Genomic DNA, 18,052 nt, shown 5'->3' with positions numbered 1-18,052 from the left:
GTAGCGTTGTGGGTGATGACCTGGATGAAGCAGCGACGACGCCTGGCACTGACAGCAGGAATCGCGGTTCTCGCGTTGACTGCCGGAGCGTGTTCGAGCAACCGATCCGGTGGCTCGGCGGGGGTGACGGCAAGTCGACCCTCATCGCAGACCGCCTCTTCCCCGGTGAAGAGCCCGGCTGCCACCGCAAGTACATCGTCGACACCGGCAGCGAAGGGTGACCCGCTCACCGGCGGCAAGAAGACCGGGCACCCGGTCATCGCGGTCAAGCTGGAGAACACTGCGGCGGCGATGCCGCAATACGGATTGTCGCCGGCCGACCTCGTTTTCGTCGAACAAGTCGAAGGCAACCTCACGCGCCTGATGCCGGTCTATCAATCGTCCTACCCGAGCCGGGTCGAGCCGGTCCGCAGCGCACGCAGCACAGATGTCGACATTCTGCCCGCATTCGGTCGGCCCGCACTGGTCTACTCAGGCGCCGCCTCGCAGATCCGCACGAAGCTCAGCAAGGCCCCGATCAAGTTGTATGGCGGCAACCTTCGCGACTCGAGCCGCCCGGCTCCGCACAATCTGTACCTCGACGTCGCCACGTTGTCGAAGCGGCAGGGACTCAGCACTTCCAAGGACATCGGGCTGCGCTTCGCCAAGACCGATCCACGACTGGCGCATGCGAAGACACAGACCACCTTCACGGTGAAGGTCGGTGGGGATCGATTCTCCTTCGCATACAAGGGAACTCACTATCTGCCGAGTTGGAACGGACGCCCGTACACGGACTCCGGAGCAGGTGGGAAGCGGGTGACCGCGAGCAACGTGCTGGTGCTCAGCGTTCGGACCGTCTCTGACCATTACAGGGACCCGGCCGGCAACCCGGTCTACAAGTCGTTGACCACGGGGTCGGGCAAGCTCACCATCTACCGCAACGGGAAGGAGCTGTCAGGGACCTGGCATCGTCCGGCCACCAACAAGCCGTTCCGGTTCACGGACGACCATGACAAAGAGCTGCGCCTGACGCCTGGCAAGACCTGGATCTTGTTGCAGGACTAGGACAGCACCCGCGCGAGGTGCGGCTCGACGAGGGCCAGCATCGCCTGCTGAGTAGGACGGTCCGCTGCGACGATCAAGCCACGACCCGTGTGCAAGGGCTCGCCGCACAGATCGCTCACGACGCAACCTGCCGCCTCGGCGATGGCGATGCCGGCGGCGAAGTGCAGATTGTCGCGGAACGTGCCGTCCGAGATGTATGCCGCCCGACGCCCCGCGGCGACCCATGCGACGCCAAGGGTGGAGGAGATGACTCGCGGTCCGAAAGCAGCGCGAAGCGCCGGGTCGTGCACCAGCTGCCCTCCCACAAAAGGGCGATCCAGGGGACCGTCGCAATTGATCTCCACGAGGCCTGAGTCCGGCGCAGGGGTGACCTTCAGATCACCGTCGCGACGCAGATATGCCTGAAATCCGTCCGTCCAAAATGCCTCTCGCGCAATAGGATCGACCGCTGCGGCTGCTCGCGCGCTGCCCGCTTCCAGGAGCGCGACGTTTACGGCGACGAGTGGAGTGCTGGCCGCGAAGTTCAGGGTGCCGCACAGCGGGTCGACGAGCCAACGGCGTCCGGCGACACCCTCCGGTGAGTTACCTGACTCCTCGCCGGTGCGCTGATCGGTGGGCCGATGCCGCGCCAAGACATCCATGATCGCCGCTTCGGCATCCAAGTCCGTCTGGGTGGCGAAATCGGTTGCGGTCTTTGCGAATCGGACCGGGTCCCTGCCGTAGTCCCGGCGGACGATCTCGGCGCCGGCAAGGGCGGCAGCCACCGCGACTTCGGCATCACTCAAGGGCATGGGCCGACCCTATGCGGAGAGGTCCTGGTCGTCGCTCGGTTTCGGCATCCGGAGGAACGCCGACACGACGAGGGCGAGGGCGGGAAACACCAACAGCACCGTCAGCGCCATACGCAGGCTGGTGGTGTCGGCGAACCAGCCGAGCACGGGGTTCGCCAGACCGCCGATGCTCACGGCGAGGCCGACGGTCACGCCACTGGCGGTGCCGATCCTGCTCGGCAGATAGTTCTGGCCCAGCAGCACGAACACGCTGAACGGGATGTAGGTCGCAATGCCGGTGACGGCGATACAGACGAGCGCCACCGGTGTCGATCCGGCGAGGAGGGTGCCCGCCAGGGCCGGGATCGCCAACGCGAATCCGCTGCGAATACTCACGATTGGGCTGAAATGGTCTCCGAGCCAGCCACCGAGAAGTGTGCCGAGCGCACCGGTCACCAGGAAGATCGTCAGCGCGGCTCCGGCGGTCGCCTTCGTTGAGCCGAAGTGGTTGATGAAGTAGAGCGCGATGAACGAGGTGATCCCGAAGAAGAAGATGGATCGGATGACCACGATCGTGGTGAGCGTCAGGAACGCGGGCCAGTCATCCTGTCCGCTGGGCAGTCGTGACCTCGCTCGATGCTCCTCGCGATGGTCCAGCGTGTGGTTGAGCGTCCGCGACAGGATCAACGCCATCACGGCGGCAGGTAGCACGAGTAGCCCGGTGCCGTGGACTCCGAACCACAGCAAGACCGGCGTGGTGACCAGCGAGCCCAGTGCGTAGCCTGCGTTGCCGCCGAGCGCGAAGACACTCATCGCGGTGTTGCTGTTGCCGGCGGCTTGCCGCGCGCTTCGTGCGGCCTCCGGGTGGAAGGCGGCGACACCCAGACCGGACGCCGCGACCACCAGCCAGGTCAGTGCGTATGACGGCATGAGGCCGGCGACTGACGCACCGATCCCTGCGAGCAGCAGCCCCGCGGGCACCATCCAGCGTCGCGACCGACGATCGGCCAACACACCGAAGGCCGGTTGCGCGACCGAAGAGAGCACGGTGGCCGCCAGGGTGATGCCCGAAATGGCGGCGTAGCTGTAGTGGCGCTCCGACACCAGGAAAGGCAACAGCGCCGGTATGACGCCCTGGTAGAAGTCGTCGACCACGTGGGCGCCGGACACAAGAGCCACTCCACGGACATTGACCGGCGACTTCTTGTGCACGCTTCGACGCTAGAGGTGGTGGCGCAGAGCGTTATCCCCGGGTCGCAGGAAGGGGTGGATGCAGCTTCAACCTGGAGCGCGCGGGAGCTTCGTCAGAGATTGGCGATGATCTTCTGCCGTAGCTCGTCATTCTGTGGACCGAGCGCCGTCTCGCCGCCGTAGAACAGCTCTTTGTCGTAGCGCCATACCGGCCCGCCGATGCGGTCGGTCGGCTCCCACTCGTAGCGGGCGAAGATGTGCGCGTGCAGGTAGGCGTCGGTGTTGCCGAGGATCTCGTAGTTCAGTCGTCGGAATTCCGGGTCGAGCTCGGTGCACGCCCGTTGGATTGCCTCGCCGAGTCGGTCCATGGACTCCAGGAATCGCAACCGCCGGTCGCGGGGGAGATCGGTGAGTCGGTCGACTGCCGGATCATCAACGAGCAGAACGCAATAACCCGGCAGGTACTGCGCGTCCCCGATGACCGCGAAGCTCTCCGGCAGTTTGGCCAGCACCGTGGGGTTGCGTCCGTCATGGGCGGCTCGGATGCGGTCTTGCTTCCAGTCGTCGGTCACAACGTGACCCTATTGCCACCGACCGTTGTCAGGGCGTCCGAGCTTCTTGTCACCCCTGCGATCTCAGCACGTCGAACTCGCAACCGGGCGCGTCCGGGTCGAAGCCGTGCTCGATCAACCATCGGGCCGCGAGCAGGCTGCGTACGGACCACCAACCGCGTATGACGTCGACGTCGACGGAAGAGCCGTAGCCGGCGATGAGGTCGTCGAGGTGTTCCGGGTGGCCAAGTGTCAACGTGGCGATGTCATACAGCGCGTCACCCTGCGCAGCCTCGGACCAGTCGAGCACGCCTGCGACTTGGTCGTTCTCGTCGATGAAGACGTGTGCGATCTGTAAGTCGCCGTGGATGAATGCCGGGGTCCAGGGACGAAGCGCGGCAGCGGCAACCCGGCGACTTCGCTTCACCACACCGCCCGGGAGTAGACCGTTGCTCACGAGCCAGTCGCACTCCTCGTCGAGTTTCGCGGCGATCTCCTCGGCGCCTTGACCGACCCATGGAGGCAGTGGCGCATCATGCAACTTGCGTATGGCGGCACCGGTCGCCTCCCACGCAGTCGCGGACTGCGTCGAGGGTTCACCGAGCCGCCCGAGCGGCCTCCCAGGTAGGGCTGCGAGAGCGAGCACCGAGCGCTGCTGCCACAGGATCAGGGGCGTCGGAATGGGCGCCCGGGCCATCGCTTTCGCCTCAGCCTCAAGACGTTCCGCGTCTGCGTCGACCTTCAGGAACATGTCGCCGATGCGCAGGGTGGTCCGCTCGGAGTGCGAGACGACGACCTCGATGTCATCGACCACGACCAGCGTCCTCAGCCATGGACCGAACGTAGCCGGTGATCACAGGACGATGCGCCTCAATTTCTGCAGGCCGGGTGCGCCACCGTGGACAGGTTTCACGCGTGAGATTGACGTGAGCGCGTCACGTTGCCATCGCAGCCTTGCGGCTCAGCCGACCCAATTGGGAGGATCGAGCATGAAGATCGCACTTGCCGCGGCCACCGCCTGCGCTGTTCTGTCGCTCACTCCCACCGCCGCGACCGCCATGGTCAACGCGCGGCCGGACAATGCGCACCCTGAGGCGGGCGCGTTGTACTTCAGCGAAACAGCGAGCAGCACAAGACATTTCGCGTGTAGCGGTGCACTGATCGATAAGACCGCGTTCTTGACCGCGGCACACTGCTTCGCCGACTATTACCGCGCGAACGGTCACTTGCCGGTCGCGTGGGTGACGTTCGACCAGCGACCGTCCGGCTCCAGCACCTTCTATCAGGGCTCGATCTCGATCGACCCGGCCTTCCTGCCGAAGTTGACGAGCAGTCAGAACGTCTACGCCAACGACACGAACGACATTGCCGTCATACACCTCTCGCAGAGTCCGGGGATCGTGCCTGCCAGCCTGCCGAAGGCGGGAGCGTTGAACCAGATACCGCAGAACCAGACCTTCGACGTTCTCGGTTACGGGTCCAGCGTGACCTTCGGGGAGGGGCACACGAATATCCACCGACCGGTGACCGCGAGCTGGCACTGCTCGGTTTGAACAGCATCACCGGCAGTTGGGTGCATGAAAACCAGAATTGGTCCGCAGGTTGGGGCGGCGCCTGCGGTGGGGACTCGGGCGGCCCGAACTACCTCAGCGGCACCCACGTGATCGCGTCCACGACGATCACCGGCGACATGGTGTGCAGATCCACGAATGTCGCCTTGCGCCTCGACACCCCATCGGCACGGGCCTTCCTCGCGACCCAGGTGACCTACCCGTTGCCCTGAGGACGTTGCTGGGACCGGGCTACTCACGTGACCTACCAATGGGCTCTCATATCCTGACCAGATGGACCCGGACCCGCCACGCGTCAGTCTGCTAGCGAAGCGAGCGGAGGCAGTCCAGCGTCTGCGTGGGCTCGAAGCGAGCTTCACCGACATCGTGGAGGCCGCCCAGGACAGCAACCTGGACGATGAGCATGACCCAGAGGGCACGACGGTCGCGGTGTCTCGGGCACAGGTGTCATCTCTGGCCGCGGAGACGCGGCTGCAACTGGTCGCGATCGATGCGGCACTGGTGCGTGTCCAGACCGGCACTTACGGCGTCTGCAGTCAGTGCGGCGCGATGATCGCACCCGCGCGTTTGGAGGCGTTGCCGGCCACCACCAAGTGCATCTCATGCGCACAGTTGGTCAATCGCGCACGTGACTGACACGTTCAGAACTGCGTGGCGATGCCGATAGGTGCCCATCGTTCGAGGTCTGCCAGCTGCGCGGTCAGTTTTGCTCGGATCCGGTCAATCGCCTCTGGCCCCAACGGAATACGAAGAGGAGCATTGTCCGAGGACACGGCGTCCACGATGATTCTTGCGGCCCGTATTGGGTCGTTCGGCTGCCCGCCGTCCTGGGCGCGGAACCTGTGGCGCACCGCCCCGGCAGGTGTGTCCGCATAGTCCTCGATCGGTTCGGCGAAACTCATTGACCTGCCTGCAAATTCGGTCCGGAACGGTCCAGGTTCGACGATGAGCAACTTGATCCCAAGGGAGTGGCAGGACACGCTCCGGGCCGCCGTCGAGTGCGACCGCATCGGGTCGCCGAGCCGTGGCAGCGACGCGGTTGCCCCGCGATAGCGCCTCTCGCGCAATGGCTTCGCCGAAGCCACTGTTGCTGCCGGTAATCATCCAGGCCTTGTCTTCGCTCATGGTTCAGGTATACCTTGAGACTCAAGATATACGCAAGGAGGTATGTGTTGAGCTCTGGAGGAGAGCCTCCGAAGGACTCACTGGCGCGTGAGTTCGATACCTGGCTGAGCGCCATACCGGGTGATGTGGACGCGGCCAGCGAGATTGTTCGTCAGCGAATCGGATGCGTTTCCAGGCAGTTTGAGCGCGTCCTGGCCGTTGTCGCAGGTGATCATGACATGAGCGCGGGGGACTGGGAGGCACTGTCGGCGCTCGCGCGGTCATCCGACGACGGGGGAGTGACACCAGGTCGGATGGCGACGCTCCTGGGGTTGACTTCAGGAACGGTCAGCGTGCGGATTGAGCGCTTGATGAGTGCCGGTCTGGTAGAGCGCGCCGAGGGAACTGACAAGCGGCAGCGGCCTATTCGACTCACGGCGTCGGGCAGGGACGCATGGGGTGCAGCCACGCTGGCGCGTACGAGGACCGAGAGCTGGCTGCTACGTGATTGCTTGAGCGAGAAGGAGATTGACGATCTCGGCGGCTTGCTCGGTACGTTGCTCGCACGCTTGGAGACCGAGTATGGGCTGGCGCCGCGCCATGACATGACACGCGGCAGGTCGCCACGGCCATGACACGTCAGCGTGGGGTTCTACTCGCGCGGCGCGCCTGCCGTGTGCAACACCCTGAACTCGTTCCGGCGCAGCAGACGCAAGACAGTGCGTGCTGGGACGGGAAATGCCTCGCGCCCGCGCTGCGGGTCGCATTCCCTGATGCTGTCGATCTGGTATTCCTGGCGGCGATGCAGCACAGTGCAGCCGCCGGCAGCGATCACGTTGCGGTACCAGTCGACCTGGTCGCCATACGAGAGTTCGGCCACGAAGCCCTGTGGCACACCGGCAAGGATGACCGGGGTCCGATATACGCGGCCCGACGTGCGCCCGGTGTGTTCGATCAACGAGAACGGCCCGAAGCCGCTCGTCGCCATACGCGTTGTCAGTCGGTTCAGCGCGTGCTTCAACAGGTGGGGTATGAAGCGTGCCCGTCGATTGCCCGGCGTCATAGAGGCAGCCTAGGGCAGTGGTGAGCGTCCCATTTGAACATTACTTGACATAATGTAGATTATCGGATCTTTAAACCTGGGCATCATTCGTAGTGGTAGCGACAGGCGGCGTTGACCCGGGCACGGACGGCACGCCCGAGGATGGCGCCCCCGCACTGACGACGATCATCGAGCGAGCGAAGAGCGGCGCCTGACGAGCTCAGCCCGCTGCTTCACGCAGGGTTTTCCAGTCACCTTCGGAGATGACGCGCACCTCGCCGTCGACTACCGAGATCGCTGTCTGGTCGTCCATGGCGTATGCCGGAGCCGAGATGCTCGCGGCCCACGCTTCCGCCTCGGCAAGCGAGTTCCCCGGCATACCATCCGGCGCCAGGTGCGGGCAGATCGAGAAGTCGACGAGGCCGAGCGTGCGGTCGTCACCTTCCGGTGGCCGCCACTGAATGAAATCGTCCCCCACCTCGGGTGTCATCACCATGCTGCCTGCACTCAGCCCGACCCAGACGGTGTCCGTCAATGACGGGAGCAGATCTGCGAGTCCGGACTGTCGCATCCAGTAACAGAGGTAGAGCACGTCTCCTCCTGCCGCCAACAAGACATCCGTGTTGCGAACCAACGGAATCCATTGCTGTGCATCGATACTCGGCAATGCGGTCAACTCCAGGACGCCGACCGACTTCCATCCGAGGTCGACCATCGGGTTCGTCGAGTTGCCGCTGATGAACTCCCACGCCCTCGTGCCCGGCCCGACGGCTGGATGCCCATACATCGCGGTGGGGATGCACAGCGCGGTGCACTCTGCGATCGGCTTCCCCAGCAGCTGGACGAGAGCATGCCGGATGCTGTCGTTCGTCACTCCCCCGGATGTGAGTAGAAGTTTCACCGTGGCCTCCTGACCCGTGTCTGCCCACCATGCTATTCGGACAGTCTCTCCCCCAGGGCGACCTCGTCGTTCAGCGCGCCGAACGGAACGCGCCGTCTGCGAGCATCGGCACGACAGCCGACGAGTTGAGCTCAGCTGCCACGGCGACATCGGCCTGGAACCCATTGCCTATCAGTTCACGCCCACCGACGCACCCTTGTAGCGTGTCGGTGAGTTCGTTCTCGATAGCGTCGAAAAGTGTTGCCGCACAGACGGATTCAGGGCTCATGGATTCACCGCAGCCGAGAGATCGGAGAGTCGACAGGATCGCGCCGGCGCCGAGCTGGTCCTCCAGCGCGGGCCGCAGCGAGCCGTCACTGACCCACCGCTCCCCCGCGGCGATCACGGCGACGGACCTGCCTTCGTCAAGGTGTACACGCAACCAGTTGGCCACCGCACGAGCGTTCCGCAGGCAACCGACGGCCACTCGCGAACCGCTCTCCAGTAAGGACGCCGCAATCGACGAACCATTCGGTGACGGCAGGACGATGCGTGGTTCAAACCGGCAGGTGAGCAGTCCAGCAGGCGAAAGCGATGGCGCCACAACGGATCCCGGCTTCGTTGACTCGAGGCGCCCGACGGCAAGTGTCGCGTCGTGCGCAGCAGCGAACTCGGCTGCTCGCAGGTCATTCCAGGGGAATGGGTAGACGTCCATGCCGCGTTCGACGGCAATGGTGACGGCGGTCGAGAAGCTCAGAACGTCCACTACGACAGAGACATCAGCTCTCAGTTGGTGAGCGCCGTTCGGTCCCCAGTCGAACCGTATGGCGTAGTCGCCCTGCCCGAATATGTCTGCCACAGCCACCAGGCTATGCGTGGCTGCGAGAGGGTTCGCCTACTCCTTGCGACCGAGGTCGCGTCGCAACGGCAGCTTCTCGAAGCCCGCCGAGACGTATGCCGCGACGCCACCGACATTCGAACTCGGCGTGCACACCAGCATCGACGACGACCCCATGTCCCGCAGCGCGATACCGGCGGCGTGACAGATGGCCCGGCCGTGTCCCTTCCTGCGGTGATCGCGATGGACACCCATGGGCTCGATCAGCCCGGGCTTGCCCGGCCCGGCGGACCAGACCGTCACGGCGGCCACCGCAGCTCCCTCGTCGTCGTAGCCGAGCAGGCAGCGTGCGTCGGCATACGGCACTCCGCCAGCCATCGCGTGCCAACCGTCTGCGGTGAACTTCGAGTTCTCGAAGGACGCACGCTGCAGCGCGGTGCGAGCGTCAGCGAGATCAGGTCCGACCACCTCGATCCGCAGCTCGGGCTCCGGGAGGTCGGCAAGATCGTGCCGCATCGGCGTCCATTCTTCGTCCAGCTGCCAACCCTTTTCGCGAAGGACGTCACGAACACGGACGTCGTTGGGTACTTCGACAACAACCTCGCCTTCACCGAGGATCCCGCGCGTCGGATCGGACAGGTCGGTGGCCAATCGCTCGGCGAGCTCCACGTCGTGGGCCAAGTCCGGCGCCAACGTCATGCGGATCAGATCCGGCTCGTCCGCCATCCCGACAGCGACGATGCGGCCGTCGCGGGTCCAGGCACGTGTCGCAGCGGCCGTCGCCTCAGCGCCGAACCGCCAGAACCAGCCAAGGTCGCCCGGATGGAGCTGCAGCGGCAAGTCATCACGCTGCCAGTCCCGCAACGCTTCGGTGACGTCGAACAGGGCATCGACATCCGGCGTGTTCAGCTCGATCGGCATACAGGGAGCAGACACCGCGCGGCACGACTGACGCAACCGCATTGTCCGCTGGCGCCGAAAAGGGTTACCGCGCCAGCGGAATGCTTGCGATGGTCTCGTGGCGCGGTCGCCGTCGCGGCCCCTCCCCCAGGTATGACGAGATCAGCTCGACGTCGGTGACGGTCCAGGGGGCACTGGCAAAGGTGTCGAGGACCTGTAACCAGCGGCGTGCGTCGATAGGCCGGCGAGGGCGGGCCACGCTCAGGTGACCGACGAAGCTCTGGCCGTCCGGTGTAGCCCCGACAGAGTTCGCCGCGTGACGGATGCCGGTGGCCAGCGGCGTCAGGTCGACCGTCGGTCGCAACCACATGACACGCGTCTCCAGTGCATTCGGAAAAGCGCCGGCACCCGCCAGCTGTAGCTCGAAAGCACTGTGCCGCAGTGCTGTTCGCTCGAGCGCCTCGACCAGGTCGGCTTCACGGTGCTCGGGCACAACTGCCAGAAATGCCAGCGTCAGATGCCACTGTGCAGGGTCGATCCAGGTCATGCCGTCCCGTGGGGCAAGGAAGTCGGCGAGCTGGTCACGGACCCCTTCCGGCGGCCGGATGGCGACGAACATACGCATGGAGAACATCGGGACCAGGCTAGTCGGACTCGCCATCGTCGTCCTCGCTGTCGTCTTCGTCATTCGTCCTGACGGAGTGGTGCCAGGTGATTTCCATCAGGGTGCGTTCGAGGTATGACCGGGTTGGTGGTGGCATGCCTGGTGGTGTGGGTGGGTGACTGTGGGCGGTGAATCCGCCTGTTGTGGTTCGGGTTTGGCTGGCGTCGCCGGTCAGGGTGTGGTCGGGGTGTTCTTCGACGTAGTTGCAGCGGGCGCACAATCCTTGCCCGTTGCGTTCGGAGGTGGGGCCGCCGTCGGCATGTCGGGTGATGTGGTCGGTGTGCCGGATCGGTGCCCCGCACCAGGGTGTGCGGCACACCTGATCACGTAACAGGATCAGCATCGCCAACAGTCCGGGGTAGCGGCGGGCCCGGGACTCCATGCCGATGATGTCCCCGGTGCCGGGGTGGGTGAACAGGCGCCGGATCAGCGGCCCGGTCGGGTCGCCCTGGGTGAACCATTGCTGGACCAGGTCCGCCGGGACCGGCCCGTAGCCGGGCACGTACGCGGGGGTGTTCCCGGTCAACGAATCCAACGACATCAGCAGGTTCACGTTGAGGTCGGTGCCGCCGGTGGCGGGCCGGCGGCCGGTGACGCGTTCGACGAGGGTGTCGGCCATCACCTGCCCGCGCGGCGGCACCGGTCGGTCTGATGCTGCTTCGCACGCGAGGGCGTCTTTGACGGGCAGGAACGCGGTCAGGTAGGCCATCGCGTCGGGTGCGGGTCGGACAGTGACTCGTCGTTCGGTTTCGGCTTTGACTCGGCGGGCTCGGATCGCGTCGGGGTCGACCCGGCACGCTGCGGTCCGGGCGGCGGTGACCAGCCGGTTGGTGGCGACGGCGCCGAGTTGGTCGCCGATCGCGGCGTCCACCCGCGCCCGCCCGGCCCGGGTCAGGCCGGCGACCTCCCGGGTGATCCGGGTGGCGTCCCATTCGGAGATCACTCCGGCCGCCAACGCGGCCAGCGTGCGGGGCATGTCGTCGACCAGGGTGTGGGCGAGGTTCAGGAACGCTGTCCCGCGGTGCCCGGGGCAGCGGCGGGCGAACCCGATCTGGGAACCCACTTCGCGGGTGGTGTCGCGGGCGGTGATGCCCCGGGGGATGTCGCGGGCCTGCTGGGCCTCATCGGCGGCGACGACCAGGTGGGCTTGCCGGGCCGAAATGGCGTTCTGTAACTCGGCCAGCGCCCGGATTGCTTCCAACGGGTTGTCAGTGCTGCTGATGTCGTCGAGCCGGTCGTGGAAGGCGCGCACCGCGGCCACGTCGAGGACACCCGTGGATGTGCTCGTGTCGTGCTGCAGTGTGTCGTCCATGTGTTCGAGTATGTCACGAATACTGCTGCAGCGCAATGGTTTTCGCGTCCGGGTGTTATCCACATCCCCTTCGGTCGTCCACAGTGTCGCGACCGTGCGGTGGACAAAACAGGGGCAGCCCAGGAAGACGACCGAAAGGGCTGGGTCCCGCGGCCACCGGCCCACAGATCAACGCCACGGACCGACGACGACTTGAGGTGAGGACGGCGACAACCCGGCCCAAGATCAGGCGAGCGGCGTCGGGTTCGTCGTCGCGACGGGCCTATGCAGAGAGCGGAGCGCTAGCGGAGCGAACGGAGTGAGACCGGCGCGGCGGCGGAGCCGACGCCATACCAAGGTGACCGACCGGGGATGGGGTCTCGACACCTCCCCCGCTTCGCTCCTCCAGCACTCGACCCGCCTGTTCGCGGTCTCGATACGGCCTCGCCTAGCGGCTCGCCCTACTCGACCCGCATTCTCAGCGGTCGGCGGCCTCGAGGAAGCGCAGCACGGCTGCGACCCGACGGTCGGTGTCGTCGCCGGGTTCCAGCGCGAGCTTGGCGAAGACGTTGCGGATGTGCTTGTGCACGGCGTTGTCCGTGATGAAGAGGCGCTTGGCGATAGCCGCATTGCCGAGACCCTCGGCCATCACCGAAAGCACCTCTCGTTCCCGAGGACTGAGCAGTGCGATCCGGTCGTTCGCCCGCTGCCGGGAGAAGAGCTGCGCGACGACATCCGGATCGATCGCAGTGCCACCTTCGACCACCCGGTGCAACGCATCGAGGAAGGTCGCGACCCGACCGACCCGCTCCTTGAGTAGATAGCCGACTCCCCCGGCACCGTCGGCGAGCAGCTCGGTGGCGAAGCTCTGCTCGACATACGCAGACAGGACGAGCACGGCAAGGTCGGGATGCGCCCGACGCGCAGCCACGGCCGCTCGAATCCCCTCGTTTGTGTGTGTCGGCGGCATCCGCACATCGACCACGGCAACATCGGGACGGTGCTCGTCGACGGCCTGCAGAAGTTCGTCCGGACCCCCGACTGCGGCGACGACGTCGAGTCCTTCACCTTGCAGCAACAGGACCAGCCCTTCCCGCAACAACGCGTCGTCCTCCGCGATCACGACGCGCATGGCAACTTCACCTCCACCACGGTCGGCCCACCGGCTGGGCTCGACACGGTCAGTGTCCCGTCATGGGCTTCGGCACGCCGCGCGATGCCGGCCAGACCTGAGCCCTCACGCACCTGCGCTCCGCCGTGCCCGTCGTCCTCGACCAGGACCTGCAGCATCTCGCCCTGTGTCGTCACGACGACCGAGGCGCGGGTTGCGCCGCTGTGCTTGGCGACGTTGGTCAGCGCCTCCGCGACGGCGAAGTAGGCCGTGGTCTCCACGGACGCAGGCAGCCGCCCGGTCGTCACACTGAGCCGCGCCGGCACCGGTGACTGCGCGGCCAGAGCAGATAGCGCGCCGTCCAGCCCGCCGTTCTCGAGCACCGGCGGCAGGATGCTGCGGACGACGGACCGGAGCTCGGCAAGCGCGGATTCCGCACTGGACTGGACTCTTTCGAGGATCTCGGCCGCGCGCACGGGGTCATGCTCCATCGAGCGCTGCGCGGCTCCGGCCAGCACCGCGACGGTGACCAGCCTGTTCTGAGCACCGTCGTGCAGTGCGCGCTCGATGCGCCGCAGCTCGAGCGCGTGCGCATCGAGAGCCGCGGCGCGTGTCGCCGTCAGCTCCGCAACTCTCGTCGACCAGTCGAGTGTCGGATCGGGCGGAAGCCACCGCAGGCCGGGTGCGGACTGCATGCGCAGCAGCATCGGGTTCAACGCGACCGCGAGGATGAGCCACACCGCGCCCATCGCCATCGCGGCCCACGCCCCTTTCCAAGTGCTTACCGACACGAGGCCATTGACCAGGGTCGCGTCACCGGACGGGACCAGTCGCCACCAGGCCGGGAAGGTCAGTGCCTGCACCGCGTTCGCGACGACTTGCAGCGCGACCCCGCCCACGAAAGTGCCCACCACGGCGTATGACGCCAGCCATTTCAAGTCACGACGGCTCGTCGAGTCGTGCACGGCGGTCCGCCACGCTTCCCGCACGCCTCGCGGCAGCGCGTCATACGGCATCTGGACCGGGTGACCGCTCACCCGCAGCCGACGACGCTCGAGCTCCGCAACACGTCGAACAAGCCCGAGCATGGCTGGTATCAGGAGCAATCCGACGCCCACGATGCAGAGCAGTCCAGTCAGCACGACAATCGCCAGAACACAGATCGCCAGCAATCCGATCAACAGCCCGGTGACCAGCCACTTGAAGGCGACGGCGGACCGCCGTACAGCCCGCCACGCGTCGGTCAGCACGGTCGTGCGGTCCGCACGTACCGACGGGCTCGACACCGGTGACCTCCTCGATCGCGCGGCTCCTCCGCGACTATGTCGACCGTATGCGGAAGGTGGGTCACCGTGCACGTTCACCGGGCCGATCGGCGTGAGAAGTACAGCCTGCTGTACCTCGTTGGGGTAGCTCACCGGATCGTGCTGCGCCGTCCTTGTTCCTAGCGTTGAAGACATCCGAATCAGTCGATCTTCCAAGCAGTGATGGAGCCCGAATCATGAGCGATCCGTACCGAATTGACCAAACGCCGACGGGTGGTGATGGATACGAGCGCGTCTACCGTCCGGTCTCCTCGCCAGGCGCGGCAGGGAAGACCGGTGGATCGGTCAGCACCCTGCTCTGGATCGTCGTGGCGATCGGCGCCGGCCTGAACACCGCGTGCTCGGTGGCCGGCCAGGACGTCCTGGGTGGCCTGTTCGGCGGACTTGCGGGTGCCGGCCTGATCGCACTCCTCGTGCGCTACCTGAATCGGAGGAAGCGATGACCGCCTCCGTGACCAAGCTGTTCGAGCGGGCCACGACCATTGGTCCACGCCATCCATCCACTGCCCCGGTCGACGAAGACGTTGCCGTGCAACTCACCGAGGTGACCAAGACGTACGGCTCGGGCGACAGCCGGGTCGACGCACTACAGACGGTCTCGCTCCGCATCCCGCGCGGTAGGTTCTTGGCGATCATGGGCCGTTCCGGGTCCGGCAAGAGCACGATGTTGCACTGCGCCGCCGGCCTCGACGTGCCGACCACGGGCACCGTCTCCATCGGCGGCACGACCGTGTCCAACCTGAACGAGACACAGCGGACCGTCATACGCCGGCAGCATGTCGGGTTCATCTTCCAGTCCTACAACCTGATCCCGTCGCTGTCCGTCGAGGACAACATCACCCTGCCGCTGCGTCTCGCCGACGCCAAGCCCGACCGAGAGTGGCTCGCGGCGGTTGTCGACCGAGTCGGTCTCACCGGCTATCTACGTCGTATGCCGTCAGAGTTGTCTGGCGGCCAGCAGCAGCGCGCCGCGATCGCACGTGCCGTCGCGAGCAGACCCGATGTGATCTTCGCCGACGAACCGACCGGAGCGCTCGACCTGAGCACCGCGACCGCGGTCCTCGACCTGTTGCGCGAACTCGTGTCGGAGTTCGGCCAGACGGTGGTGATGGTCACCCACGACCCGCTTGCCGCGTCATACGCTGACGACACCGTGGTCATGCTCGACGGCCGCATCGACCAGGTCTTGCGGAGTCCGGACGCCGCGACGCTGGCCGCCGTGCTCGGCGGGTACCACCGATGAAGCCCACGCTGCGCCCCCGGCTCGGTGAGGTCGTCGCGATCGCCTGCGCGGTCTTCGTCGGCGCGATACTCGTCACGGCGAGTCTCGTGATGGCTGAGACGGGCTACCGCTCGCACCTGCCGGCGCACCGGCTCGCGTCTGCGGACCTCGTGGTCTCGGCTCGTCAGTCGGTCCCGGTGGATCAAGACCTCGATGTGGCGCTACCCGACCGGGCACCCATCGGGGCCGACATCACGCATCGCGTTGCGGCGGTCGACGGGGTCGCTGCCGCAGCTGCCGACATTTCCTTCACCGCAACGTTGGTCGGCGCCGACGGCAATCCCGTCGCGGCGCCCGATGTGACACACAACGGCCACAACTGGGTTCGGATTCTATTGCCGGACAAGGGAATCAACGGCCACGCACCTCACGGTCCCTCCGAGCTCGCGCTCTCCGAGAGCGACGCATCCGCGGTGGGCGCCAAAGTCGGCACTCGGGTCGAAGCGGTGCTCGACGGGCACACGCGGTCGATGACGGTCACCGCAATCGTTCCGGGCTCCGCACCGGGCTTGTATGTCGATTCGACGACCGCCCGCTCCCTGTCTCCGCACCCTGATGCGGTCGACCTGGTAGCAGTTCGGCTGACGGAAGGAGCCAACGTCTCGACCGTTTCGGACCGTGTGCGGGAGGCATTGGCCGGCACCGGACTCATCGTGTCCAGCGGGGACGAGCTCGGCGATGTCGAGAGTCTCGGCGCAGCGGCAGCCAGCGGCGACCTCATCACCTTCGCCGCATCCGCTGGCGGCGTCATCGTCCTGCTGGTTGGGTTCCTGGTCGCCGGCGCGGTCACCATCTCAGTCACCAACCGGGCGCGCGAACTAGCCCTCCTGCGCGCAATCGGGGCAACCCCTCGACAAGTGCGCAGCATGGTGGCCCAACAGTCGAGTCGTATTGCGCTGATGGCGATTTCAGGCGGAGTGCTCGGTGGATATCTGCTGGCCAGACCGCTGTTGGACGTGATGGCGGACAACGGCGTCGTCTCGTCCGAGCTGCCCGTCGCGTGGAGCCCGGTGCCCGCGATGATCACGGCCGTCCTGCTGCTCGGTGTGGTGCGTGGCGCTGCCCGGATGTCGTCCTGGCGGATCTCGCGCGCATCCGCGACGCGTGCCGTGGCCGACACCCAGACCGAGCCGGCGAGCGGAGGCGTGCTGCGGACCCGGATCGGGATCGCGCTGCTGGTGCTCCCGATCGCGGCCTCATTGGTGCCACTCTTCGTCCGCAACGACATCGCACTCATCAGTGCTTCCTCCGGAATCCTCGTGGCGATGATCGGGCTGTCCATGGCGGCTCCCGCGCTGATGCGCAGTCTCGGAAGCCGTCTGTCGGAGCGGATCTCAGCACGTCAGGGTCCCGTGAGCCGGTGGCTCGCGGTGAACAACAGCGGTGCCTACGCGCTGCGCACCGGCGGGGCGCTGGCCGTGCTCGCCCTCGCCCTCGCGCTGACCATGACTCAGCTCTTCGTCGCGAGCACTCTCGCAGCCGCAGCGAGCCACGACCGGTCCGCAGCCACCCACGCCACCGCGGTTGTGACCGCGGATGCCGCCGGTGGGGTGAGCCCGCAGGTTCTCGCCGCGGTTCAGCGCACACCGGGAGTCACGGCGGCCGTTCCGATGAGCGGCACCACCGTGGTGCTGACCGGCGTGAGCGATGGCGCACACACCGCGGAAGCCTTCCCTGCGACGGCACTCGGTCATGACGCTCCTGCCGCACTGGATCTCGACGTCACCCACGGGAACCTGCACCGGTTGGTCGGCGATACGGCGGCACTGGATTCCTTCACCGCGTCGTCAAAAGGCATCGCCATCGGACACCGGTTCCCAGTGACGATGGCCGACGGCACTGCCATACATCCGAAACTGGTGGCGACCTACGACCGCAGTTTCGGCTTCGGCAAGGTCGTGCTGTCGAGCGACATACTTGCGGTGCACGGGCACCGTTCGTACGACTCGGTGCTCGTCACGTCAAGCGCCGACCCGACTGCTCTGGTGAGCAAGCTGAAGACAGCGGTACACGGGACGGTGGGTGCCGAAGTGACTGCCGGTTCACTGCCCTCTGCTGCGGTGAGCACCGAGGAGCCGGGCCAGAACATCAGCCTTGCGCTGACGCTCGTGCTGCTGGGCTACGTGCTGCTCGGGGTCGCCAACCGACTCGTGGCAACCACCGCACGACGACGTACGGAATGGGAGACGCTGCGTGCGATCGGCGCGACACCCGGACAGATCAGTCGCATGGTGCGAGTCGAGAGCGGCCTGATCGTGGGCGGCGCGATCGTCGCCGGGTTGCTGATCTCCCTGGTGCCGATGACCTTCATCAGCATCGGTCTGGTGGGTGAGCCATGGCCACAGGGATCTGCTTGGCCGGTGGCGCTGACCTGTCTCGTGGTGGGCGGAACGGCATACGCGGCAACCATGTTGACGACCCGGCACACCTTGAGGAACATCGCGACGTGAAGTGCGGCAGGCGTGCCGGTCGGAGGTCTGCTCCA

21 protein-coding genes are annotated in these 18,052 nt (G+C 66.1%); 8 read left to right on the top strand and 13 right to left on the bottom strand.

The features are described from left to right. Positions 1-15: 15 nt before the first annotated feature. Positions 16-1,047 (top strand): DUF3048 domain-containing protein, encoded by a 1,032-nt coding sequence (locus ACFQDH_RS17280; RefSeq protein ID WP_382403631.1) that lies wholly within the window; start codon positions 16-18, stop codon positions 1,045-1,047. Here the strand turns inward: ACFQDH_RS17280 and ACFQDH_RS17275 are convergent. The 4 genes from ACFQDH_RS17275 to ACFQDH_RS17260 all read right to left on the bottom strand — a co-directional run bounded on the left by ACFQDH_RS17275 (position 1,044) and on the right by ACFQDH_RS17260 (position 4,373). After that, on the bottom strand, positions 1,044-1,838 hold the full coding sequence (locus ACFQDH_RS17275) for an inositol monophosphatase family protein (RefSeq protein ID WP_382403630.1): 795 nt from the start codon (positions 1,836-1,838) through the stop codon (positions 1,044-1,046). The genes ACFQDH_RS17280 and ACFQDH_RS17275 overlap by 4 nt on opposite strands. Before the next feature lie 9 nt (positions 1,839-1,847). Further along, a complete protein-coding gene (locus ACFQDH_RS17270; RefSeq protein WP_382403629.1) occupies positions 1,848-3,029 on the bottom strand; it encodes an MFS transporter in 1,182 nt (393 codons plus the stop codon). Between the two features lie 92 nt (positions 3,030-3,121). Next, positions 3,122-3,580, bottom strand: coding sequence for an HIT family protein (locus tag ACFQDH_RS17265; protein ID WP_382403628.1), 459 nt, complete (start codon positions 3,578-3,580; stop codon positions 3,122-3,124). A 49-nt stretch (positions 3,581-3,629) separates the two neighbouring features. After that, positions 3,630-4,373: a phosphotransferase family protein gene (locus ACFQDH_RS17260; RefSeq protein ID WP_382403627.1), complete on the bottom strand. Its 744-nt coding sequence runs from the start codon at positions 4,371-4,373 to the stop codon at positions 3,630-3,632. Positions 4,374-4,548: 175 nt separating this feature from the next. On the opposite strand from ACFQDH_RS17260, the gene ACFQDH_RS17255 reads away from it, so the two are divergent. The 3 genes from ACFQDH_RS17255 (at position 4,549) to ACFQDH_RS17245 (ending at position 5,766) form a co-directional block, all read left to right on the top strand. Next, positions 4,549-5,112, top strand: a complete 564-nt coding sequence (locus tag ACFQDH_RS17255) for a trypsin-like serine protease (RefSeq protein WP_382403626.1) — start codon at positions 4,549-4,551, stop codon at positions 5,110-5,112. Continuing rightward, the gene (locus ACFQDH_RS17250) at positions 5,109-5,342 is read left to right on the top strand and encodes a hypothetical protein (RefSeq protein ID WP_382403625.1); all 234 of its coding nucleotides are present in this window, start codon (positions 5,109-5,111) and stop codon (positions 5,340-5,342) included. The genes ACFQDH_RS17255 and ACFQDH_RS17250 overlap by 4 nt, the downstream gene beginning before the upstream one ends. 61 nt (positions 5,343-5,403) lie before the next feature. Beyond that, a complete protein-coding gene (locus tag ACFQDH_RS17245) occupies positions 5,404-5,766 on the top strand; it encodes a TraR/DksA family transcriptional regulator (RefSeq protein WP_382403624.1) in 363 nt (120 codons plus the stop codon). Positions 5,767-5,771: 5 nt separating this feature from the next. Here ACFQDH_RS17245 and ACFQDH_RS17240 read toward each other — a convergent pair whose 3' ends face one another. After that, positions 5,772-6,032: a Rossmann-fold NAD(P)-binding domain-containing protein gene (locus tag ACFQDH_RS17240; RefSeq protein ID WP_382403623.1), complete on the bottom strand. Its 261-nt coding sequence runs from the start codon at positions 6,030-6,032 to the stop codon at positions 5,772-5,774. Between the two features lie 441 nt (positions 6,033-6,473). On the opposite strand from ACFQDH_RS17240, the gene ACFQDH_RS17235 reads away from it, so the two are divergent. Next, positions 6,474-6,869 (top strand): MarR family winged helix-turn-helix transcriptional regulator, encoded by a 396-nt coding sequence (locus tag ACFQDH_RS17235; protein WP_382403622.1) that lies wholly within the window; start codon positions 6,474-6,476, stop codon positions 6,867-6,869. 17 nt (positions 6,870-6,886) lie between these two features. Here ACFQDH_RS17235 and ACFQDH_RS17230 read toward each other — a convergent pair whose 3' ends face one another. The 8 genes from ACFQDH_RS17230 to ACFQDH_RS17195 form a co-directional block, all read right to left on the bottom strand. Beyond that, positions 6,887-7,297, bottom strand: coding sequence for a PNPOx family protein (locus ACFQDH_RS17230; protein ID WP_382403621.1), 411 nt, complete (start codon positions 7,295-7,297; stop codon positions 6,887-6,889). A 199-nt stretch (positions 7,298-7,496) separates the two neighbouring features. Further along, complete coding sequence (locus ACFQDH_RS17225) at positions 7,497-8,177, bottom strand: Type 1 glutamine amidotransferase-like domain-containing protein (RefSeq protein WP_382403620.1); 681 nt, start codon at positions 8,175-8,177, stop codon at positions 7,497-7,499. A 70-nt stretch (positions 8,178-8,247) separates the two neighbouring features. Next, positions 8,248-9,015, bottom strand: a complete 768-nt coding sequence (locus ACFQDH_RS17220; RefSeq protein WP_382403619.1) for a 2-phosphosulfolactate phosphatase — start codon at positions 9,013-9,015, stop codon at positions 8,248-8,250. A gap of 36 nt (positions 9,016-9,051) precedes the next feature. Continuing rightward, positions 9,052-9,915: a GNAT family N-acetyltransferase gene (locus tag ACFQDH_RS17215; RefSeq protein ID WP_382403618.1), complete on the bottom strand. Its 864-nt coding sequence runs from the start codon at positions 9,913-9,915 to the stop codon at positions 9,052-9,054. 64 nt (positions 9,916-9,979) lie between these two features. Then, entirely contained in the window at positions 9,980-10,528 is a 549-nt protein-coding gene (gene thpR, locus ACFQDH_RS17210) for an RNA 2',3'-cyclic phosphodiesterase (RefSeq protein ID WP_382403617.1), read from the bottom strand. Positions 10,529-10,538: 10 nt separating this feature from the next. After that, positions 10,539-11,870, bottom strand: a complete 1,332-nt coding sequence (locus ACFQDH_RS17205) for an HNH endonuclease (RefSeq protein WP_382403616.1) — start codon at positions 11,868-11,870, stop codon at positions 10,539-10,541. Between the two features lie 457 nt (positions 11,871-12,327). Next, positions 12,328-12,981: a response regulator gene (locus tag ACFQDH_RS17200; protein WP_382403615.1), complete on the bottom strand. Its 654-nt coding sequence runs from the start codon at positions 12,979-12,981 to the stop codon at positions 12,328-12,330. Then, on the bottom strand, positions 12,969-14,246 hold the full coding sequence (locus tag ACFQDH_RS17195; RefSeq protein ID WP_382403614.1) for a sensor histidine kinase: 1,278 nt from the start codon (positions 14,244-14,246) through the stop codon (positions 12,969-12,971). The genes ACFQDH_RS17200 and ACFQDH_RS17195 overlap by 13 nt, the downstream gene beginning before the upstream one ends. A gap of 215 nt (positions 14,247-14,461) precedes the next feature. On the opposite strand from ACFQDH_RS17195, the gene ACFQDH_RS17190 reads away from it, so the two are divergent. The 3 genes from ACFQDH_RS17190 to ACFQDH_RS17180 are packed head-to-tail and all read left to right on the top strand — an operon-like array spanning position 14,462 to position 18,017. Further along, complete coding sequence (locus ACFQDH_RS17190) at positions 14,462-14,728, top strand: hypothetical protein (RefSeq protein WP_382403613.1); 267 nt, start codon at positions 14,462-14,464, stop codon at positions 14,726-14,728. Further along, complete coding sequence (locus ACFQDH_RS17185) at positions 14,725-15,528, top strand: ABC transporter ATP-binding protein (protein WP_382403612.1); 804 nt, start codon at positions 14,725-14,727, stop codon at positions 15,526-15,528. The genes ACFQDH_RS17190 and ACFQDH_RS17185 overlap by 4 nt, the downstream gene beginning before the upstream one ends. Further along, the gene (locus tag ACFQDH_RS17180) at positions 15,525-18,017 is read left to right on the top strand and encodes an ABC transporter permease (protein ID WP_382403611.1); all 2,493 of its coding nucleotides are present in this window, start codon (positions 15,525-15,527) and stop codon (positions 18,015-18,017) included. The genes ACFQDH_RS17185 and ACFQDH_RS17180 overlap by 4 nt, the downstream gene beginning before the upstream one ends. Positions 18,018-18,052: the final 35 nt, after the last annotated feature.

It is taken from the genome of Flexivirga alba (assembly GCF_042661025.1).
Lineage (GTDB): Bacteria > Actinomycetota > Actinomycetes > Actinomycetales > Dermatophilaceae > Flexivirga > Flexivirga alba.
This window is presented reverse-complemented; position numbering and strand designations above follow the sequence as displayed.

Coding starts and splice junctions, on each gene's coding strand:
- ACFQDH_RS17280 (WP_382403631.1), top strand. CDS start 16: ATGACCTGGATGAAGCAGCGACGACGCCTGGCACTGACAGCAGGAATC.
- ACFQDH_RS17275 (WP_382403630.1), bottom strand. CDS start 1,838: ATGCCCTTGAGTGATGCCGAAGTCGCGGTGGCTGCCGCCCTTGCCGGC.
- ACFQDH_RS17255 (WP_382403626.1), top strand. CDS start 4,549: ATGAAGATCGCACTTGCCGCGGCCACCGCCTGCGCTGTTCTGTCGCTC.
- ACFQDH_RS17245 (WP_382403624.1), top strand. CDS start 5,404: ATGGACCCGGACCCGCCACGCGTCAGTCTGCTAGCGAAGCGAGCGGAG.
- ACFQDH_RS17240 (WP_382403623.1), bottom strand. CDS start 6,032: ATGAGTTTCGCCGAACCGATCGAGGACTATGCGGACACACCTGCCGGG.
- ACFQDH_RS17235 (WP_382403622.1), top strand. CDS start 6,474: ATGAGCGCGGGGGACTGGGAGGCACTGTCGGCGCTCGCGCGGTCATCC.
- ACFQDH_RS17230 (WP_382403621.1), bottom strand. CDS start 7,297: ATGACGCCGGGCAATCGACGGGCACGCTTCATACCCCACCTGTTGAAG.
- ACFQDH_RS17215 (WP_382403618.1), bottom strand. CDS start 9,915: ATGCCGATCGAGCTGAACACGCCGGATGTCGATGCCCTGTTCGACGTC.
- thpR (WP_382403617.1), bottom strand. CDS start 10,528: ATGTTCTCCATGCGTATGTTCGTCGCCATCCGGCCGCCGGAAGGGGTC.
- ACFQDH_RS17205 (WP_382403616.1), bottom strand. CDS start 11,870: ATGGACGACACACTGCAGCACGACACGAGCACATCCACGGGTGTCCTC.
- ACFQDH_RS17200 (WP_382403615.1), bottom strand. CDS start 12,981: ATGCGCGTCGTGATCGCGGAGGACGACGCGTTGTTGCGGGAAGGGCTG.
- ACFQDH_RS17190 (WP_382403613.1), top strand. CDS start 14,462: ATGAGCGATCCGTACCGAATTGACCAAACGCCGACGGGTGGTGATGGA.
- ACFQDH_RS17185 (WP_382403612.1), top strand. CDS start 14,725: ATGACCGCCTCCGTGACCAAGCTGTTCGAGCGGGCCACGACCATTGGT.
- ACFQDH_RS17180 (WP_382403611.1), top strand. CDS start 15,525: ATGAAGCCCACGCTGCGCCCCCGGCTCGGTGAGGTCGTCGCGATCGCC.